The following is a 16,950-nucleotide window of genomic DNA, read 5'->3' on the forward strand; positions in this document are numbered from 1 at the left end:
CTCTTCCCTGCTTTCGCGAGGCTCCATGAAGCGCGATAAACGCCGCGACTTCTCGGTAATCCTGCTGGTACTCGGCGCGCTACTGGTACTGCCGCTGAGCATCGGCCACTCACGCTACCTGATGTCGGTGCTGATGAATTGCGCCGGCGTCGCGGTCATCGCCAGCGGCGTATGGCTGACCTTCTGCATCGGCCGCATCAACATCTGCCAGGCCGGGTTCGCGCTGATCGGCGGCTACGTCACGGCGATCCTGATCGCCAAGGCCGGCCTCAGTTTCTGGATCGCGCTGCCCCTGTCGTGCCTGGTGTCGGCGCTGTGCGGCGCGCTGATCGGCAGCGTCATCCTCAAGCTCAAGGGCATCTATTTCTCGATGCTGACGATTTGCCTGACCGAAGCGATCCGGCTGGCCTTCCTCAACGGCGGCGATCTGACGCAAGGCTCCAAGGGCATCACCGGTCTGCCGCAACCGTTCGCGGGCGACTCCGCGCTGCCGCTGTACTACCTCGGCGTGGTGCTGCTGGCGGTCGCGCTCGCGGTGGTCTGGCGCGTGCACTATTCACGCCTGGGCGGCATCTTCCGCGCCATGCGCCTCAATGAAGACCTGGCCGAGAGTTTCGGCGTCAACGTCTGGCGCTATCGCATCATGGCCTTCGCCATCGCCTGCGCGCTGGGCGGCCTGGGCGGCAGCTACTTCGCGGTATTCACGCAGAGCGTGTACCCGCAAAGCTTCACGGTCGAGCACAGCATCTACTACATGTTGTTCTGCTTCCTCGGCGGACTGGAGTATGTCAGCGGCGCCATGATAGGCGCGTTCGCGCTGACCATCCTGTTCGAACTGTTGCAGGATTTCCAGCAATATCAGTCGCTGATTTATGGCGTGCTGATGATCGTCGTCATGCTGACGCTGCCGAACGGCCTGATGGCGCTGCGCGGTTTCCCGTTCGCGGCACGGTTCCGCCAAGGAGCGGTGGAATGAGCGCGCGGATCATCCTCGAAGCCAGCGGCCTGAGCAAACGCTTCGGCGGCCTGCTGGCCAACGACAACGTGTCGCTCTCGCTGGGTACGGAAACCGGCACGATCACCTCGGTGATCGGGCCCAACGGCGCCGGCAAGAGCACCTTCTTCAAGATGCTGGCCGGTTTCTGCACGCCCACCGCTGGCAAGGTGCGCCTGTTCGGCGAGGACATCACCGGCCTGACACCGCACAAGATCTCCGCCCGCGGATTAGTGCGCACGTTCCAGGAAACCACGATCTTCCCGGAACTGAGCGCGCTCGAGCACGTCGCCCTCGCCCGCCAGCTATCGCGTACGGCCAGCGACATGCAGGTGTTCGCCAACACAGCCTCGGCGCGCCGCGACGAAGAGCGCATGCGTTCCGACGCGCTCGACATCCTGCGCTTCCTCGATCTCGACGGCGTTGCCGACAGCGTCGCCAAGACCTTGCCGCACGGTTACCTGCGCCTGCTCGGCATCGCCATGGGCATGGCGGCCGGTCCGAAGGTTCTGCTGCTCGACGAACCTTACGCCGGACTCAATCCCGATGAAACAGACCGCGCCGTTGAACTGACGCGCAAGATCGCCGCCAGCGGCGTTTCCATTCTGCTGGTGGAACACGACATGAAAGCCGTCATGAAAATCTCCGACCACATCCATGTCCTCTACTTCGGCAAGAAAATCGCCGAAGGCAATCCCGAACAGATCCGCAACAACGAGCAAGTGATCGAAGCCTACCTTGGCAAGGAAGACGAGGACCTCGGACTATGAACGCAACATTGGAAACTGCTGCGTCCGGCGCAGCCACAACAGCAAACACAGCCGCGCTCGCCATCCCGCATCTGCAACTGCAGAACGTCTCGCTCAACTACGGCCAGGTGCGCGCGCTGCAGGACGTCAGCCTGCGCATCGATCAGGGCAGCGTGGTGGCGCTGATCGGCGCCAACGGAGCAGGCAAGTCGTCGACGCTGCGCGCCGTCACCGGGCTGTCGCCGATCTGCGGCGGCAAGGTGCTGCTCAACGGCAGCGACGTCACCGGCACTTCGGCGCACAAGCTGGTCGAACAGGGCGTAGCGATGGTGCCGGAAGGCCGCCGCGTATTCCCTTTCATGTCGATCAAGGACAACCTGCTGATGGGCGCCTACACGCGCTCGGACAAGGGCGGCATCGCGGCGGACCTGGACAAGGTGCTGACGCGATTCCCGCGCCTGAAGGAACGCTTCGGCCAGCAGGCGTCGAGTTTGTCGGGCGGCGAGCAGCAGATGGTCGCGATCGGGCGCGCGCTGATGGCGCGTCCGTGCCTGCTGCTGCTCGACGAACCGTCGCTCGGCATCGCGCCCCAATTCATCCGCCTGATCGCGCGCACCATCCTCGAAATCAACCGCGACGAAGGCGTCACCATCATGCTGGTCGAACAGAATAGCCGCATGGCGCTGATGATCTCGCGCTACGCCTACATCCTCGCGACCGGACGCATCGAACTGGAGGGCGCGTCGCGCGAGCTGCTCGACCACCCCGACATCAAGCGCCTCTATCTTGGCGCCTGAGGTAGACAACAACTGCGAGACAACGTGAAAATCAATATCGTCAATCCCAACACCACCGCCAGCATGACCGCCAAGATCGGCGATTGCGCGCGGCAGGCCGCTTCGCCAGGCACTGAAATCCAGGCCTGCAACCCGGCCAGCGGCCCGGTCTCGATCGAAGGCCATTACGACGAAGCCATGTGCCTGCCCGGCCTGCTGGCCGAAATCCGCCGCGCCGAAAACGCCGGCGCCGATGCGCACATCATTGCGTGTTTCGGCGACCCGGGTCTCGACGCCGCGCGCGAAATCGCCCGCGGTCCGGTGTTCGGCATCGCCGAAGCGGCCATGCACGCCGCCAGTTTCGTCGGCAAACATTTCAGCATCGTCACCACGCTCGGCAGGACCCGCAGCATCGCAGCCCATCTGGCCGAACGCTACGGCATGCAACGCTTCTGCCGCAACATCCGCGCCTGCGAAATCGCCGTGCTCGAACTGGAGAACCCTGCGTCGCAGGCTTACGCCTCCATCATGCAGGAATGCCGTCTCGCGCTGGCCAAGGACGACGTCGACTGCATCGTACTCGGTTGCGCCGGCATGGCCGATCTCTGCCAAGCCATCGGCAAGGAGCTCGGCGTGCCGGTAATCGACGGGGTCAGCGCGGCGGTGACCTTTGCCGAAGGCCTCGTCAGGCTCGGGCTGCACACCAGCAAGCGCGGAGACTGGAACTATCCGCTGCCCAAGCAATACCTCTGAGATATTTCTGAAAAGCGGCGCCCACCCAGCCGGACCCGGCTCGTGGCGTCGGGCGATCCGACGTCGCCTCGGCCGATATTGACCTGATCCAAGCGTTCAGTGGATCTGACTGAAGCAGATCAACAGATCAATAGATCCACTGCATCGAGGGGATCTCAGCCCTTGTAAATCCCACAGCCGATGACAAGACCGTTGATCTCTTCAATATAAGTGGTTTTTTCTTCCAATATCGCTGTCACCGGATTGGGCCACCGATAGTCGATCCATCCTTTTCCTGCGCTTTTCGCCGTATCCACAAAATGCTTGATGAAGAGCTTGCCGTCCGCGTCTTTCAGATCGATCAGATTGCGTCCGATCAGCTTGGCATTTTCGCCGTGCGCGAGCGTGTTGCCGTCGAGGTCGATGACATTGATATAGAGATCTCGTTGCTTGAACTCCGGCGCTGGGCGGCTGAAATCCTGAAGTGCGGCTTCCTTGCCTTTCTGTCTCACGTGCTGCACCGCTCGCTGGACCATGGACACAGCGTCTTGAGCATGATTTTCCAGTCTAAACGCGCTGACAGATTGCGCCAGCGACGTCGCCAGCTCCTGCATCTTCATTGCGGATGATGCAGCCTGTTCGACCATGGCTGCATTTTTTTGCGTCATTTGATCCATTTGTGTCACCGCCTGATTGATCTCGGCGATACCGCTGCTCTGTTCTTTACTGGCTTGAGTTATCTCGACAATGATGCGTTCGACATGCTGCACTGAATCAACGATCTCCAGTATTGTGCTGCCTGCTTGATCAGCCAGCGCATTGCCGCTCTGTACTTTCTGCACCGAGTCGTTGATCAATAATTTTATCTCTCTTGCAGCGACAGCCGAACGCTGCGCCAGGTTGCGCACTTCCGAAGCTACCACGGCAAAGCCCCGTCCCTGCTCACCTGCGCGCGCAGCTTCCACCGAAGCGTTCAGCGCGAGAATATTGGTCTGGAAAGCGATGCCATCGATGACTCCGATGATATCCACTATCTTGCGCGACGAATCGTTGATCGAACCCATGGTCTCAAGTACCTGACTTACCACTTGCCCGCCTTTAGCGGCAAATCGAGAGGCTGCTTCGACGATCTGATTGGCGCGCATGGCATGATCGGCATTCTGCGTTACGGTAGCGGTCAGTTGCTCCATTGACGCAGCGGTCTGCTCCAATGAACTCGCCTGCGCTTCTGTGCGTGAAGACAGCTCACTGTTACCCAATGCAATCTCGCTGGACGCGCCGGAAATCACCTGCGTGCTGGAACGGACCTCCCCGACTATTTTCAGCAAACTCTGATTCATGGCCGATAGTGCACGCAGCAATTCGGTGATCTCGTCACGGCCGACAACAGTCACTTGGGACGATAGGTCGCCTGTCGCGACGCGTCGGGCAATGGATACTGCGGCTTGCAACGGCGAAGTGATGCTGCGGCTAAGCCGCCATACAACAATACCGCAAATCAAAATGAGAGCGATGCTGCTGACGACGGCCAATTTCGCCAGTACATGGTAGGCCGCATCGGAATTGGCCAATGCCGCAGCAATGGCATTCCTGTGCAAAGGAGACAGATCCCTCGCGATGTGTCCGAGCTGCGCCGACAATCCGCTTTGCAATGAAGAAACCTGAACGGAAATCGCAATGCCGACTACGGCCACCAGTGCAAACAGCAGGACGAATCCGCCGCTTAGACGCAAACCAATCGAAAACTGACGCAAGTTCATTTTTCTCACTCCCTCATTGCAGCTTGTTCTCTTAGCTTTTTTCGATCGCAGTTCGTTTCGTTGTTGATTGCGCGTTCTTGATTACTCATTTTCCGATGATCTTTTCTGCGATAATTTTCTTGCCTGGCTTCAATGCTTGGAAAATCCCAGATAGCTCTCGACAATCTGCTTATTCGTCGCAAGCTCGGCTGCGGGACCTTCCATGACGGACTCCCCCATCTCCAGCACGTAGGCATAATCTGCGACCTGCAAGGCAGCGCGCGCGTTCTGCTCAATGAGCAAAGTCGCGACGCCCGTCTTGCGCAAGTCGCTGATGATGTGAAATATCTCCTTGGTGATCAGTGGCGCCAGTCCGAGACTCGGCTCATCCAGCATCAGCACCCGCGGCTTCGACATCAACGCGCGGCCGACCGCCAGCATCTGGCGCTCGCCCCCCGACAGCGTGCCGGCCGCCTGCCTGCGGCGCTCCAGCAAGCGCGGGAACAAGTCATAAACCGATTCGAGCTGGTCCATGTAATTGGCTTCGCCGTTCTTCTTGCGCTTGTAGGCGCCGAGTTGCAGATTGTCTTCGACGCTCATGGTGGCGAACAGCTCACGCTTTTCCGGCACCAGGCACAAGCCGCGCGCGACGCGGTCTTCCACTTCCATGCTGGCCAGCTCCTGGCCGAGATAGTTGACCTTGCCGCTCGCTGTGCCGCTGGTCGGCAAGGCGCCCATGATGGCGTTCAGGAGCGTCGACTTGCCGGCGCCGTTGGGGCCGATAACGGTAACGATCTGACCGGCGCGCACCTGCAGCCTGGCGCCGTGCAGCGCTTCGACCTTGCCGTAATGAGCGTGCAGGTTGCTGACGTCGAGCAGGATTTCCCCGCCATTGTTATTCGCTGCATTGGCGCTCATCACTCCACTCCTCCCAGATAGGCTTCCAGCACCGCAGGATGTACCTGAATCTGCGCCGGCGTTCCCTCGGCGATCTTGGTGCCGAATTCCATGACCACGATGTGATCGGTCAGTTGCATCACGAAGTCCATGTCGTGCTCGACCAGCAGCACGGCCATGCCTTCGGCGCGCAGTTTTTTCAATAGCTCGGACAAGGCCTGCTTTTCCTTGTAGCGCAAACCGGCGGCCGGCTCATCAAGCAGCAGCAAGGCAGGATCGCAGCATAGCGCGCGGGCGATTTCAAGAATCCGCTGCTGACCCAGTGCCAGACTGCCTGCCGGGCGATAGAGCATGTCGCCGAGGCCGACGCGTTCGAGCTGGCGTTTGGCTTCGAGCAGGATCTTGTCTTCTTCCTTGCGGTTCAGGCGCAGGATGCTGGCCAGCGCGCCGCCCTGATCGGCATGATCGCCGCGCAGATAAGCACCCATTGCAGCGTTCTCGAGCACACTCATTCCCGGGACCAGACGCACATGCTGGAAAGTGCGTGCGATGCCGCGGCTGGCAATCTGCCGCGACGACAGACCGGCGATCGAGCGGCCGCGATAGTTGACCTCGCCGCTGGTGATCGGCAAGACCCCCGTTACCAGATTGAAGGTGGTCGATTTGCCCGCCCCGTTGGGACCGATCAGCCCGACCACTTCGCCAGCCTTGACCGAGAAACTCACGTCGTTGACCGCCACCAGGCCGCCGAACTGCTTGCGCGCAGCCTTGACGTCGAGAATGACGTCACCGGCGGCGGGCTTGCTTTTCTGCGCCAAAGCCGGCGCCCGGTCTGGAGCCCTGGCCGACGGCTTGCCGGGAAAGCGCGCCTGAATGAACGGCCACAAGCCTTCGTTGGCATATTGCAGGAACAGCACCAGCGCGATGCCGAACACGATCGCCTCGAAGTTGCCGCCGGTGCCGAGCAAGCTCGGCAGCCACTCCTGCAAGAAGTTTCCCAACAAGGTGATCAGACCGGCGCCAAGCAGCGCACCCCAGACGTAGCCTGCCCCGCCGACGACCACCATCAGCAGATAGTCGATGCCGTATTTGAGGCCGAACGGCGTCGGGTTGACCGCGTGCTGCAAATGCGCGTACAGCCAGCCGGATACGCCGGCCAACATGGCGGCGTAGGCGAAGATGACGATCTTGATCCAGGCAGTATTGACGCCCATCGCTTCCGGCATGACATAGCCGAACTTGAGCGCGCGCACTGCCCGACCGGTACGCGAATTGAGGAAGTTCCTGACCGAGATCAGCGCCAGAATCACCACCACCCAGATCAGTACATACATCGATCGACCGCTGCTGAATTCAAAATTGAACAGCGCAATCGAAGGAATGCCGCCGATGCCGTCGTACTTGCCGAGGCTCTCCAGGTTGCCGAACAGGAAGTACAGCGACAAACTCCAGGCAATCGTCGACAGGGGCAGATAGTGACCCGAAATGCGCATCGTGAACACGCCGATCAGCAGCGCCGACGCGCCGGTGATGAGCAAGCCGGCCAAGAGGCCGATCCACGGCGACAAGCCGAACTGGGTAGTCACATAGGCCGTCGTATATGCGCCGATGCCGACGAAAGCCGCCTGGCCGAAGGAAGTCAGGCCGGCCACGCCGGTCAGCATCACAAGGCCGAGCGCGACGATACTGTACAAGCCGACGTAAGAAAGCAAGGTGATCCAGAACGGCGGCACCGACATAAACGGTAAAGACAGAACCAATAAAAGAACGACGGCCGGTGCGACGCCGGAGAGAACGAATTTGTTTTTCATGTGTTCCACCTCAGGCTTCTTCGTCGATGTGATTGCTGGTCAGCGAGCGCCATAGCAATACGGGGATGATCACGGTGAAGACGATGAGGTCCTTGAACGAACTGGCCCAGAACGAGGAAAAGCTTTCGATCAGACCGACGCCGATGGCGCCGATGGCGGCAATCGGATAACTTGCCATGCCGCCGAAAATCGCCCCAACGAACCCCTTGAGGGCAATCAGAAAACCTGACTCGTAATTGATGATCGTGAACGGCGCGATCAAGATGCCGCACAAGGCGCCGATGCCGGCGGCGAGCGTGAATGAAAGCTTGCCGGCCTGGTTGGTGCCGATACCGACCAGTCGCGCGCCGAGACGATTAACCGCAGTGGCTCGCAATGCCTTGCCGGACAACGAACGCTCAAAATAGAAATAGATGCCGACGATCAACGCGATCACGGTGCCGATCACGATCAGGCTCTGACCGGAAATCGTCATCCCGCCGATACTGAATTGCACATCGGTGAACGGCAAGGTGTTGGAACCTTCCGGGCCGAACATCAACAGGCCAAGACCGACCATTGCCAGATGCACACCCAGCGACACGATCAGCAGCACCAGAATACTGGCGTGTGCCAGCGGCTGATACGCGATGCGATACACCATCGGCCCCATCGGCACCACGATGGCCAGCGCCAGAGCGATTTGCGCCAGCATCGACAGTTCCTTAAGCGGGACATGCAGCGTGACGGTGTACAAAGCAGCGGGAAACAGCAGATATTTAGCAACCAGCGCCGGCAACAAGCCGGGCAACTTGCTGCGGCGATCGGCGCTGCGGAGATTGCTCGCCAGTTCGCACAAGAGCGTCGCCACACCCAGCGCCACCAGCAGCAGCGCAGTCCGCGGCGCATGCCCGCCCTGAATCGCAGCGAGGGTCAATGCACCAAAGGCGACAAATTCGCCTTGCGGCAACAAGATGACTCGCGTCACCGAAAAAACCAGTACCAATGCCAGCGACAGCAAGGCGTAAATTGCACCCGTCGTCATGCCGTCTTGCACCAAGACCGCAACAATACTTGCGTCCACGTCCATCCTCCCTAAGTTGCACGTTGCAGGCGCAGGGCTCGGAATATGCGAAAAATCCCTTGCTCTTGCTGCCTGCCGCACAGATTGAAATGTCTGTATGCGAAAGCGGCGTTGCCGCCGCTTTCGCTCCTGCTTGCCATCGCTACGCTGCACGGCGCAGTGAACGATGCCGCAGGATTTTTGTTGTTGATCGTTGTCGCTGGTCTTTGCGCTTCGTGATCGATGGCGATCAGGAATTCTTCTTCGCAACCAACGTCAGGATGTCGTACGACGCCACCAGCTCACCGTCCTGGTTGGTCACCTCGACATCCCATGCAACCACCCCCTGACCGACGCCATTGGCGTCTTTCTTGTTGCGGTCGATCTTGCGTTTGCAGGTCAGGCGTGCGCGGATCGTGTCGCCGATGCCGACCGGTTTGACGAAGCGCAGCGTGTCCAGACCGTAGTTGGCCAACACGGGGCCCGGCGCCGGCGATACGAACAAGCCGGCTGCTGCCGACAGCACGAAGTAACCGTGGGCGATGCGCTTGCCGAACGGCGATTCCCTGGCGGCGATCTCGTCGAAGTGCATATAAAAATAGTCGCCCGACAAGCCCCCGAAGTTGACGATATCGGCTTCACTCACGGTGCGGCGGTGCGTCAGCAGCGAGTCGCCGATCTGCAGGTCGTCAAAATAATGACGGAATGGATGGATGTCCGATTCGCGCACCGTCGCGCCGCGCACATGTTCTCCGGTGACGGCCGCCAGCATGGTCGGCGAGCCTTGCACCGCGGCGCGTTGCAGATAGTGCTTGACCGCACGGGATCCGCCCAACTCTTCGCCGCCGCCGGCGCGACCGGGGCCGCCGTGTTTTAGCTGCGGCAAGGGCGAGCCATGACCAGTGGATTCCACCGCCGCTTCGCGGTCCAGGATCAGCAAGCGGCCATGCCATGCCGCCGCGACAGGGATCGCTTTGGCCGCAACCTTGGGATCGTGCGTAACCAGGCTGCCGACCAGACTGCCCCGGCCGCGTGCGGCCAGATCGAGGGCGCTGTCGAAGTCGTCATACGCGATCAGGGTGCTGACTGGGCCGAATGCTTCGACGTCGTGTACCGCCGGATTGGCGATGCCGTCACGGCACAGCAACAGCGTCGGAGCAAAGAACGCACCGTCGCCGACGGCGTCGCCGACCGGGTTGAAGCCGTCGCCGGCACCGAAGATCTGTTCGTTGCCGGCTTTCAGCAAAGCCAGACGTTCAGCCACGTCGTGCTGCTGCGCTTTGGAAGCCAGCGGCCCCATGCGCACTTGCTCGAGCGAAGGATCGCCGACGACGGTCTTGGCCAGACGCGCGCGCAAGCGTTCGGCCACGGCATCGATATGCCGGCGCGGCACGATGGCGCGACGGATGGCGGTGCATTTCTGACCGGCTTTGGTGGTCATCTCGCGCGCCACTTCCTTGACGAACAGATCGAACTCTTCGTCGTCGGGCGTGACGTCCGGGCCGAGAATCGCACAGTTTAGCGAATCGGCTTCGGCGTTGAACGGCACCGAATTGCGGATCAGGTTCGGATGCGCGCGCAACTTGGCAGCGGTGTCGGCCGAGCCGGTGAAGGTGACCACGTCCTGTCCTTGCAGACGGTCGAGCAGATCGCCTGTGCCGCCGATGATCAGTTGCAGGCTACCGGCCGGCAACAGGCCCGAGGCATCGATCAGGCGTACTGCAGCTTCCGTCAGATAGCTGGTTGCCGTGGCCGGCTTGACCAGGCAAGGCATGCCGGCAAGGAAAGTCGGCGCGAACTTCTCCAGCATGCCCCAGATCGGAAAATTAAACGCGTTGATGTGCACGGCCACGCCGCGGCGCGGCACCAGAATATGGGTGCCGGCGAACTTGCCCTGTTTGCCCAGCGGGATCGCAGGACCTTCATGCACCAGATTACCCGACGGGAATTCATTGCCGCCCACGCTGGCGTATGCGAACAAGGTGCCCGAACCGCCTTCAATGTCGATCCAACTATCGGCGCGCGTCGCGCCGGTATGGGCGGAGACGGCGTAAAGCTGTTCCTTGTGTTCGTTGAGGTACTTCGCCAGCGCGCGCAAGATGCCGGCGCGCTGTTGAAAGTCCAGCGCCAGCAGGGCGGGCAGTCCCTGTTTGCGGGCATAGGTCACGGCTTCGTCGAAATCGATGCGCTCGGCATGCGTAGAGGCGACGAGGCGGCCGTTGACGGCGCTGTTGAGCGGCTGGGCGGCGGAGGCCCCGACCCAGCGACCGGCGATGTAGCTTTGCAATAGTGTGGATTGTGCTGTCATTGCTGTTTCCGTTGTTGACTCTGATGAACTGAAGTACTGAGATATCGATGCAACCGATAGAAAAACGGCCAAGGCGCTGATCCAAGCCGCCCTGCCCGTCGGTCAATGCGTTGCTGATGAAGTCGTTTTTAAGGCTGGTATTTCCACGCGCCATTAACGATCTTCACCATCACGCGGGCGCGCTGGTCGAGACCGAGATGGTCGGTGGCGGACATGTTGTAGACGCCATGAACGCCGTTGACGTTCTTGCTGGCTTCCAATGCGTCGCGCAACGCAGCGCGGAATTCAGGCGTACCCGGCTTGCCCTTCTTGAGCGCGGTCGGCACGGCGGCTTGCAGCAGCAGGCCTGCATCCCAGGCGTAGCCGCCGAACAGCGAGACGGAGTCCTTGCCGTTGGCAGCTTCGTACCTGGCCACATAATCCAACGCCACCTTGCGCACCGGATGATCGGCCGGCAATTGCGCCGCAACCAGCACCGGGCCGGAGGGTAGCAGCGTGCCTTCCACAACCTTGCCGCCGACGCGCAGGAAGTCTGCGTTGGCCACCCCGTGGGTCTGATAGATCTGGCCTTGATAACCGCGCTCCTTGAGCGCGCGTTGCGGCACTACCGACGGCGTACCCGAGCTGGCGATCAACACGGCGTCAGGCTTGGCGGACATGATCTTGAGCGCTTGCGCGGTGGCGGATGTATCGGTCGGCGCAAACCGTTCGTTACTGACGATTTCGATTTTCTTCAGCGCTGCCGCCTTGCTGAATTCGCTATACCAGCCTTCCCCATACGCGCTTGAGAAACCGATGAATCCAACCCGCTTTACGCCGCGCGCCACCATGTCCTGCACGATCGCCAACGACATCATGATGTCGTTTTGCGGAGTCTTGAAGACCCATTTCTTCTTCGCATCCATCGGCTCGACGATACGCGACGAGGCCGCCAACGAAATCATGGGCGTCTGCGCTTCCGCGACCACTTCGATCATCGATAAGGAGTTCGGAGTGACAGTCGAACCGATAATGACGTCGACGTTGTTTTCAGAAATGAAGCGGCGAGTGTTCTTGACCGCTTGCGTAGTGTCGGACGCGTCGTCCAGCACAATGTAATTGACCTTCTGCCCGCCGATGACGGCAGGCAGCAAAGCAATAGTATTCTTCTCGGGAATACCCAGCGATGCAGCGGGTCCGGTAGTCGAGAGTGTGACGCCGACGTTGATGTCGGCATGAGCAAGGCTTGCACAACTCAGCATCAATAACGCCGCGAGCGCACCTGCTTTATGGGCGAATTTCATTCTTGCAGTCTCCTTGGTTGATTTTGTGGTTACTTCTGTTCGAACGGATCGGCTTATGGCCGTCCGTTCTTGTTCTTCTCAGAAGTGACCGATTCTCAACCTGGAGTCCGGATCACCTCTGCTGCTTCTGCTCTTTTTGCGGTTTATCTTTACCGCTCGTATCGTCCAGATTCACTGCGCCGATGCCGCCGAACAGTAAATCGGACACCACCACCGCCATTCTTTCGTGCGTTAACTCGCCGCCCGGCTTAAGCCACATGAACATCCAGTTGATCATGCCAAACAACAGCATGGCCAAAGGCTTGGCCATCCTGCTGGCGTCCAGATCGGAGCGCACCCCGATCATGGCCTGCGCCATGGCTTCCACCACCTTGCGTTCACCGCCAAGAATGCGTTTCTGGTCCTTGGCTTCCAAAAAGCGCACGTCTTCCGTCAGTACCCGATGCTCGTTCTGAGCGTCGGCATATTCTTCGACGAAGCGCTGAACCATCAGACGCAGACGCGGCTCCGGAGCCAAGTCCAACTCACCGACTTCATCGACCAGCGCACACAGACGCTCAATGTGCCCTTCGCAGATGTACATCAACAACTGGTACTTATCCGACACATAGTGGTACAGGGAAGCCTTCGATAAACCGCAGGCTTCCGCCACTTCATTCATTGAGGTGCCGGGAAAACCATTACGCGCAAACAATATCGCGGCGTGCTCAATGATGAGCTCGCGTTGGTTGTCAAATCTTGCTGCACGCTTGCGTGGCATAGTTTTCGTCCTTTCAACAATTTCCAAGAAGCCATGATTGTGCCGCAAATCAAGGCTTATTTCGCGGTGTTACCGGTTGACAGTCACTTGTCGCTGCTCAAGTTCGTGCTGGCATTCCGGCATGTCGCGTCATGCTGAAAGAACGCAAAACCATTTTCCGACCGAATCAAAACATCTCTCTCTTCCGCTCTGGACGTGGCTTCAGCGCGTACTACCAAACGCAAAAAAGACCGCACAACTAGCGAAAAATCTTAAAAACATTATTGACCGACCGGTCGGTTGAATTTATTATTAACCAAAATCCGGTGCCAGGCAAATGTTTTTTGAAACGCCCGGCGAGCCAGAAACAAACGTCTCAAGACGTTAAAAATCCCTGCACCTTGCCAGAGCCAAGGCCGGGCAACAGGTCATATAAGGAGACAGCAGTGCCGTGTTATTCGATAGAAGGCGTGATTCCGGTCGTTGCTCCGAGCGCCTATGTCCATCCGACAGCCGTGCTGATTGGCGACGTCATTGTCGGACCGGACTGCTATATCGGACCGGCCGCCTGTCTGCGCGGCGATTTCGGTCGTATCGTGCTGCACCGTGGCGCCAACGTGCAAGACACTTGCGTGGTCCACGGTTTCCCCGGACACGACACGATCGTGGAAGAAAACGGTCACATCGGCCACGGCGCCGTGCTGCATAGCTGTGTGGTCCGTCGCGATGCGCTGGTTGGGATGAATGCCGTCGTCATGGACGACGCCGAAGTCGGCGAAGAAGCCATCGTCGCCGCCAGCGCATTTATTCGCGCCGGCATGAAGATTCCACCGCGTTCGCTGGCCGCCGGGGTACCGGCGAAGATCCTGCGCGAACTCAGCGAACAGGAAATCGCCTGGAAGCGCGAAGGCACACGTACCTATCAGGACCTGACCAGGCGCTGCCTCGCCAGCATGCAAGAAGTACAGCCGCTCAACCAGATCGAGGCCGACCGCCCGACCTTGAAACCGCCCGCCGTAGAGCCCCTGATCGCAGCGAAACGGGGCTGAAAACACAGCTTGAAAATATATTGAACAACGCAGCCCGAACCGGCCGCAACAAAATTCAGCCGCTATCCGAGTCGCCGAACGACTCCTCCAGCGGCCCGATTATTCCTTTGTGGAGATAACCATCATGTATGCACAACTGGTAGAAACCGGAGTCAAAACCGTGCGTTCGCTCGACGAAATGAGTCCTGAAGAACGCGCCTTCCAAACGCGCATCGACGAAGGCATCAAGATCGAACCGAAAGACTGGATGCCGGAAGCCTATCGCAAGACGCTGATCCGTCAAGTATCGCAACACGCCCACTCTGAAATCGTGGGCCAGTTGCCGGAAGCAAACTGGGTCACGCGCGCGCCGACGCTGGAACGCAAGGCGGTCCTTCTGGCCAAGATCCAAGACGAAGCCGGGCACGGCCTGTATTTGTACAGCGCCGCCGAAACCCTCGGCGTAGCGCGCGATCAGTTGCTGGCGGATCTGCATTCGGGCAAGGCGAAATACTCGAGCATCTTCAACTACCCGACGCTGTCCTGGGCCGACATGGGCGCGATCGGCTGGCTGGTCGACGGCTCTGCGATCATCAATCAGATTCCGTTGTGCCGTTGTTCTTACGGCCCTTATGCGCGCGCCATGGTGCGCGTGTGCAAGGAAGAATCCTTCCATGCACGCCAAGGCTACGACATCATGATGGCGTTGTGCAAAGGCACACCCGAACAGAAACAGATGGCGCAGGATGCGATAAATCGCTGGTGGTGGCCGGCACTGATGATGTTCGGTCCGTCCGACGCGGCCTCGGTCAACAGCGCCCAGTCGGCACAGTGGCGCATCAAACTGTTCTCCAACGACGAGCTGCGTCAGCGCATGGTCGACCAGACGGTGCCGCAAGCAGAATATCTCGGTCTCACCATCCCCGACCCGGACCTTAAATGGAACGAAGAAACCGGCCGCTACGATTTTGGCGAGGTCGACTGGGAAGAATTCCACAACGTCTTGCGCGGCAACGGGCCTTGCAACCGCGAGCGCCTGCAAACCCGCAAGAAGGCCTACGACGACGGCGCCTGGTTCCGCGATGCGCTGGTTGCCCACGCCGACAAGAAACAGACGGCGCAACAAGCCGCATGAAAATCGACAGATAGATCAACCGATACAACAAAGCCACGACCGGCTTGCACGGATTCTCTCAACGCAAGGCCGGTCCAGTTAAAAGGAAAAGATGATGAGTAAAGAATGGCCGCTATGGGAAGTTTTCATCCGCAGTCAGCACGGTCTCGCGCACAAGCACGTCGGCAGCCTGCACGCACCCGACGGCGAAATGGCGATCAACAACGCGCGCGACGTCTACACGCGCCGCAATGAAGGCGTCGGCATCTGGGTCGTGCGCGCTGCCGATATCGTTTCCAGCAGCCCCGGCGACAAAGGGGCGCTATTCGAGCCGGCCAACAACAAAGTGTATCGCCACCCGACCTTCTTCCCGATGCCGGAAGAAGTGAAGAACCTTTAAACCTCGCGTTCAGGATATCGGCATGTCAGATAAAGCAACTTATGTGCGCCGCCTCGGCGACAACGCGCTGATCCTCAGCCAGCGGCTGTGCGAATGGTGCGGCAAGGGACCGGCGCTGGAAGAGGATATGGCCTTGACCAACGTCGCACTGGATTTGATCGGCCAGGCGCGGCTGTGGCTGTCGTACGCCGGCGAACTGGAAGGCGCTGGGCGCAATGCAGACCAGTTGGCCTTTCTGCGCGATGCGCATCAGTTCAGCAACCTGCTGCTGGTGGAACAGCCCAACGGCAACTACGCCGACACGCTGGTTCGTCAGTTCTTCTTCGACGTATGGCATTACTTCCTGCTCAACGAACTGGCGAAGTCGAGCGATGCGCGCATCGTTGAAATCGCGCTCAAATCGATCAAGGAAGTGACCTATCACGTCCGTCGCAGCAGTGACCTGATCGTGCGACTCGGCGACGGCACCGAACTGAGCCATCGCATGGTGCAGCAGGCGATCGATCAGTTATGGATGTACACCGGCGAAATGTTCAACAGCGACGCCGCCGACCAGGCCGCGGTGCAAGAAGGCGCCGCCCCTGCCCTGGATAAGATCCGCGCACAATGGTTGCAACACGTGCAGGAAATTCTTAGCGAAGCGACTTTGCAAATGCCGTCGGCCGACGCGTGGATGCAAAGCGGCGGCAAGCAAGGCAAGCACACCGAACATCTCGGTTACCTGCTGGCGGAAATGCAGTTCCTGCAGCGCGCCTATCCTGGAGCGACCTGGTGAACGCCTGCGCTTCCGATCGACAGCTACAGGAACAAATCTGGAGCTGGCTGCACCAGGTCTCCGATCCTGAAATCCCGGTGATTTCGGTGGTGGACCTGGGCATCGTGCGCGAAGTACAACTGAGCGCCGCCTCCGGTCAGGAAGTGCACTGCACCGTCGTGATTACGCCGACCTACTCCGGCTGTCCCGCCATGAACGTGATTTCGAGAGAAATCATCGCCGTGCTTCAACAACACGGCATATCCGACGTCGCCATCCAGACCAAGCTGTCGCCGGCCTGGAGCACCGACTGGATGAGCGAGCACGGCAAGAGCCAGTTGAAGAATTACGGCATTGCACCGCCGGCGCAGCAGGTCATCGACATCAGCGGCATCAGCCGCAAGCGCTCGCAGGCGCCCAAAGTGGCATGCCCGCATTGCGGTTCGCTGCACACCGTCTGCGTCAGCCAGTTCGGCTCGACCTCCTGCAAGTCTTTGTATCAGTGCAAGGACTGCCTGGAGCCGTTCGATTATTTCAAGGCCCATTGATTTATCAATAGGCAACCCAGCACATCAGGAAGACCA

Annotated in this window: 16 protein-coding genes; 9 read left to right on the forward strand and 7 right to left on the reverse strand. The window is 59.7% G+C overall.

All coding sequences use genetic code 11. The features are described from left to right. Positions 1 to 25 precede the first annotated feature (25 nt). From RV1423_RS19000 to RV1423_RS19015, 4 genes are read left to right on the forward strand one after another with little or no spacing between them, the layout of a single operon-like run. Complete coding sequence (locus tag RV1423_RS19000) at positions 26 to 976, forward strand: branched-chain amino acid ABC transporter permease (protein WP_034300085.1); 951 nt, start codon at positions 26 to 28, stop codon at positions 974 to 976. Continuing rightward, complete coding sequence (locus RV1423_RS19005; protein WP_034300015.1) at positions 973 to 1,764, forward strand: ABC transporter ATP-binding protein; 792 nt, start codon at positions 973 to 975, stop codon at positions 1,762 to 1,764. The genes RV1423_RS19000 and RV1423_RS19005 overlap by 4 nt, the downstream gene beginning before the upstream one ends. Continuing rightward, positions 1,761 to 2,540 (forward strand): ABC transporter ATP-binding protein, encoded by a 780-nt coding sequence (locus RV1423_RS19010; protein WP_155835164.1) that lies wholly within the window; start codon positions 1,761 to 1,763, stop codon positions 2,538 to 2,540. Before RV1423_RS19005 ends, RV1423_RS19010 begins: the two co-directional genes overlap by 4 nt. 24 nt (positions 2,541 to 2,564) lie before the next feature. After that, on the forward strand, positions 2,565 to 3,272 hold the full coding sequence (locus tag RV1423_RS19015; RefSeq protein WP_034300017.1) for an aspartate/glutamate racemase family protein: 708 nt from the start codon (positions 2,565 to 2,567) through the stop codon (positions 3,270 to 3,272). A 155-nt stretch (positions 3,273 to 3,427) separates the two neighbouring features. Here RV1423_RS19015 and RV1423_RS19020 read toward each other — a convergent pair whose 3' ends face one another. From RV1423_RS19020 to RV1423_RS19050, 7 genes are all read right to left on the reverse strand, one after another. Beyond that, the gene (locus RV1423_RS19020; protein ID WP_051516783.1) at positions 3,428 to 5,011 is read right to left on the reverse strand and encodes a methyl-accepting chemotaxis protein; all 1,584 of its coding nucleotides are present in this window, start codon (positions 5,009 to 5,011) and stop codon (positions 3,428 to 3,430) included. Between the two features lie 129 nt (positions 5,012 to 5,140). Further along, positions 5,141 to 5,908: an ABC transporter ATP-binding protein gene (locus tag RV1423_RS19025; RefSeq protein WP_051516784.1), complete on the reverse strand. Its 768-nt coding sequence runs from the start codon at positions 5,906 to 5,908 to the stop codon at positions 5,141 to 5,143. Continuing rightward, positions 5,908 to 7,698 carry an ATP-binding cassette domain-containing protein gene (locus RV1423_RS19030; RefSeq protein WP_051516785.1) on the reverse strand — a complete coding sequence of 597 codons (1,791 nt, stop codon included), beginning with the start codon at positions 7,696 to 7,698 and terminating at the stop codon, positions 5,908 to 5,910. The genes RV1423_RS19025 and RV1423_RS19030 overlap by 1 nt, the downstream gene beginning before the upstream one ends. 10 nt (positions 7,699 to 7,708) lie before the next feature. After that, on the reverse strand, positions 7,709 to 8,761 hold the full coding sequence (locus RV1423_RS19035) for a branched-chain amino acid ABC transporter permease (protein ID WP_034300094.1): 1,053 nt from the start codon (positions 8,759 to 8,761) through the stop codon (positions 7,709 to 7,711). Between the two features lie 229 nt (positions 8,762 to 8,990). After that, positions 8,991 to 11,048: a phenylacetic acid degradation bifunctional protein PaaZ gene (paaZ, locus tag RV1423_RS19040; protein ID WP_034300019.1), complete on the reverse strand. Its 2,058-nt coding sequence runs from the start codon at positions 11,046 to 11,048 to the stop codon at positions 8,991 to 8,993. A gap of 128 nt (positions 11,049 to 11,176) precedes the next feature. After that, positions 11,177 to 12,331 (reverse strand): ABC transporter substrate-binding protein, encoded by a 1,155-nt coding sequence (locus RV1423_RS19045; RefSeq protein WP_034300021.1) that lies wholly within the window; start codon positions 12,329 to 12,331, stop codon positions 11,177 to 11,179. 112 nt (positions 12,332 to 12,443) lie between these two features. Further along, positions 12,444 to 13,091, reverse strand: coding sequence for a TetR/AcrR family transcriptional regulator (locus RV1423_RS19050; protein ID WP_034300023.1), 648 nt, complete (start codon positions 13,089 to 13,091; stop codon positions 12,444 to 12,446). Between the two features lie 425 nt (positions 13,092 to 13,516). On the opposite strand from RV1423_RS19050, the gene paaY reads away from it, so the two are divergent. The 5 genes from paaY (at position 13,517) to paaD (ending at position 16,914) form a co-directional block, all read left to right on the forward strand. Beyond that, positions 13,517 to 14,119 (forward strand): phenylacetic acid degradation protein PaaY, encoded by a 603-nt coding sequence (paaY, locus tag RV1423_RS19055; RefSeq protein WP_034300025.1) that lies wholly within the window; start codon positions 13,517 to 13,519, stop codon positions 14,117 to 14,119. 124 nt (positions 14,120 to 14,243) lie between these two features. Then, a complete protein-coding gene (paaA, locus tag RV1423_RS19060) occupies positions 14,244 to 15,233 on the forward strand; it encodes a 1,2-phenylacetyl-CoA epoxidase subunit PaaA (protein WP_034300027.1) in 990 nt (329 codons plus the stop codon). A 94-nt stretch (positions 15,234 to 15,327) separates the two neighbouring features. Then, positions 15,328 to 15,612, forward strand: coding sequence for a 1,2-phenylacetyl-CoA epoxidase subunit PaaB (gene paaB / locus RV1423_RS19065; protein WP_007878524.1), 285 nt, complete (start codon positions 15,328 to 15,330; stop codon positions 15,610 to 15,612). Positions 15,613 to 15,634: 22 nt separating this feature from the next. Further along, complete coding sequence (paaC, locus tag RV1423_RS19070; RefSeq protein WP_034300030.1) at positions 15,635 to 16,387, forward strand: 1,2-phenylacetyl-CoA epoxidase subunit PaaC; 753 nt, start codon at positions 15,635 to 15,637, stop codon at positions 16,385 to 16,387. Next, complete coding sequence (gene paaD / locus RV1423_RS19075) at positions 16,384 to 16,914, forward strand: 1,2-phenylacetyl-CoA epoxidase subunit PaaD (RefSeq protein ID WP_034300032.1); 531 nt, start codon at positions 16,384 to 16,386, stop codon at positions 16,912 to 16,914. The genes paaC and paaD overlap by 4 nt, the downstream gene beginning before the upstream one ends. Positions 16,915 to 16,950: the final 36 nt, after the last annotated feature.

It is taken from the genome of Herbaspirillum sp. RV1423, from assembly GCF_000577615.1.
Taxonomy (GTDB): domain Bacteria; phylum Pseudomonadota; class Gammaproteobacteria; order Burkholderiales; family Burkholderiaceae_D; genus Herbaspirillum.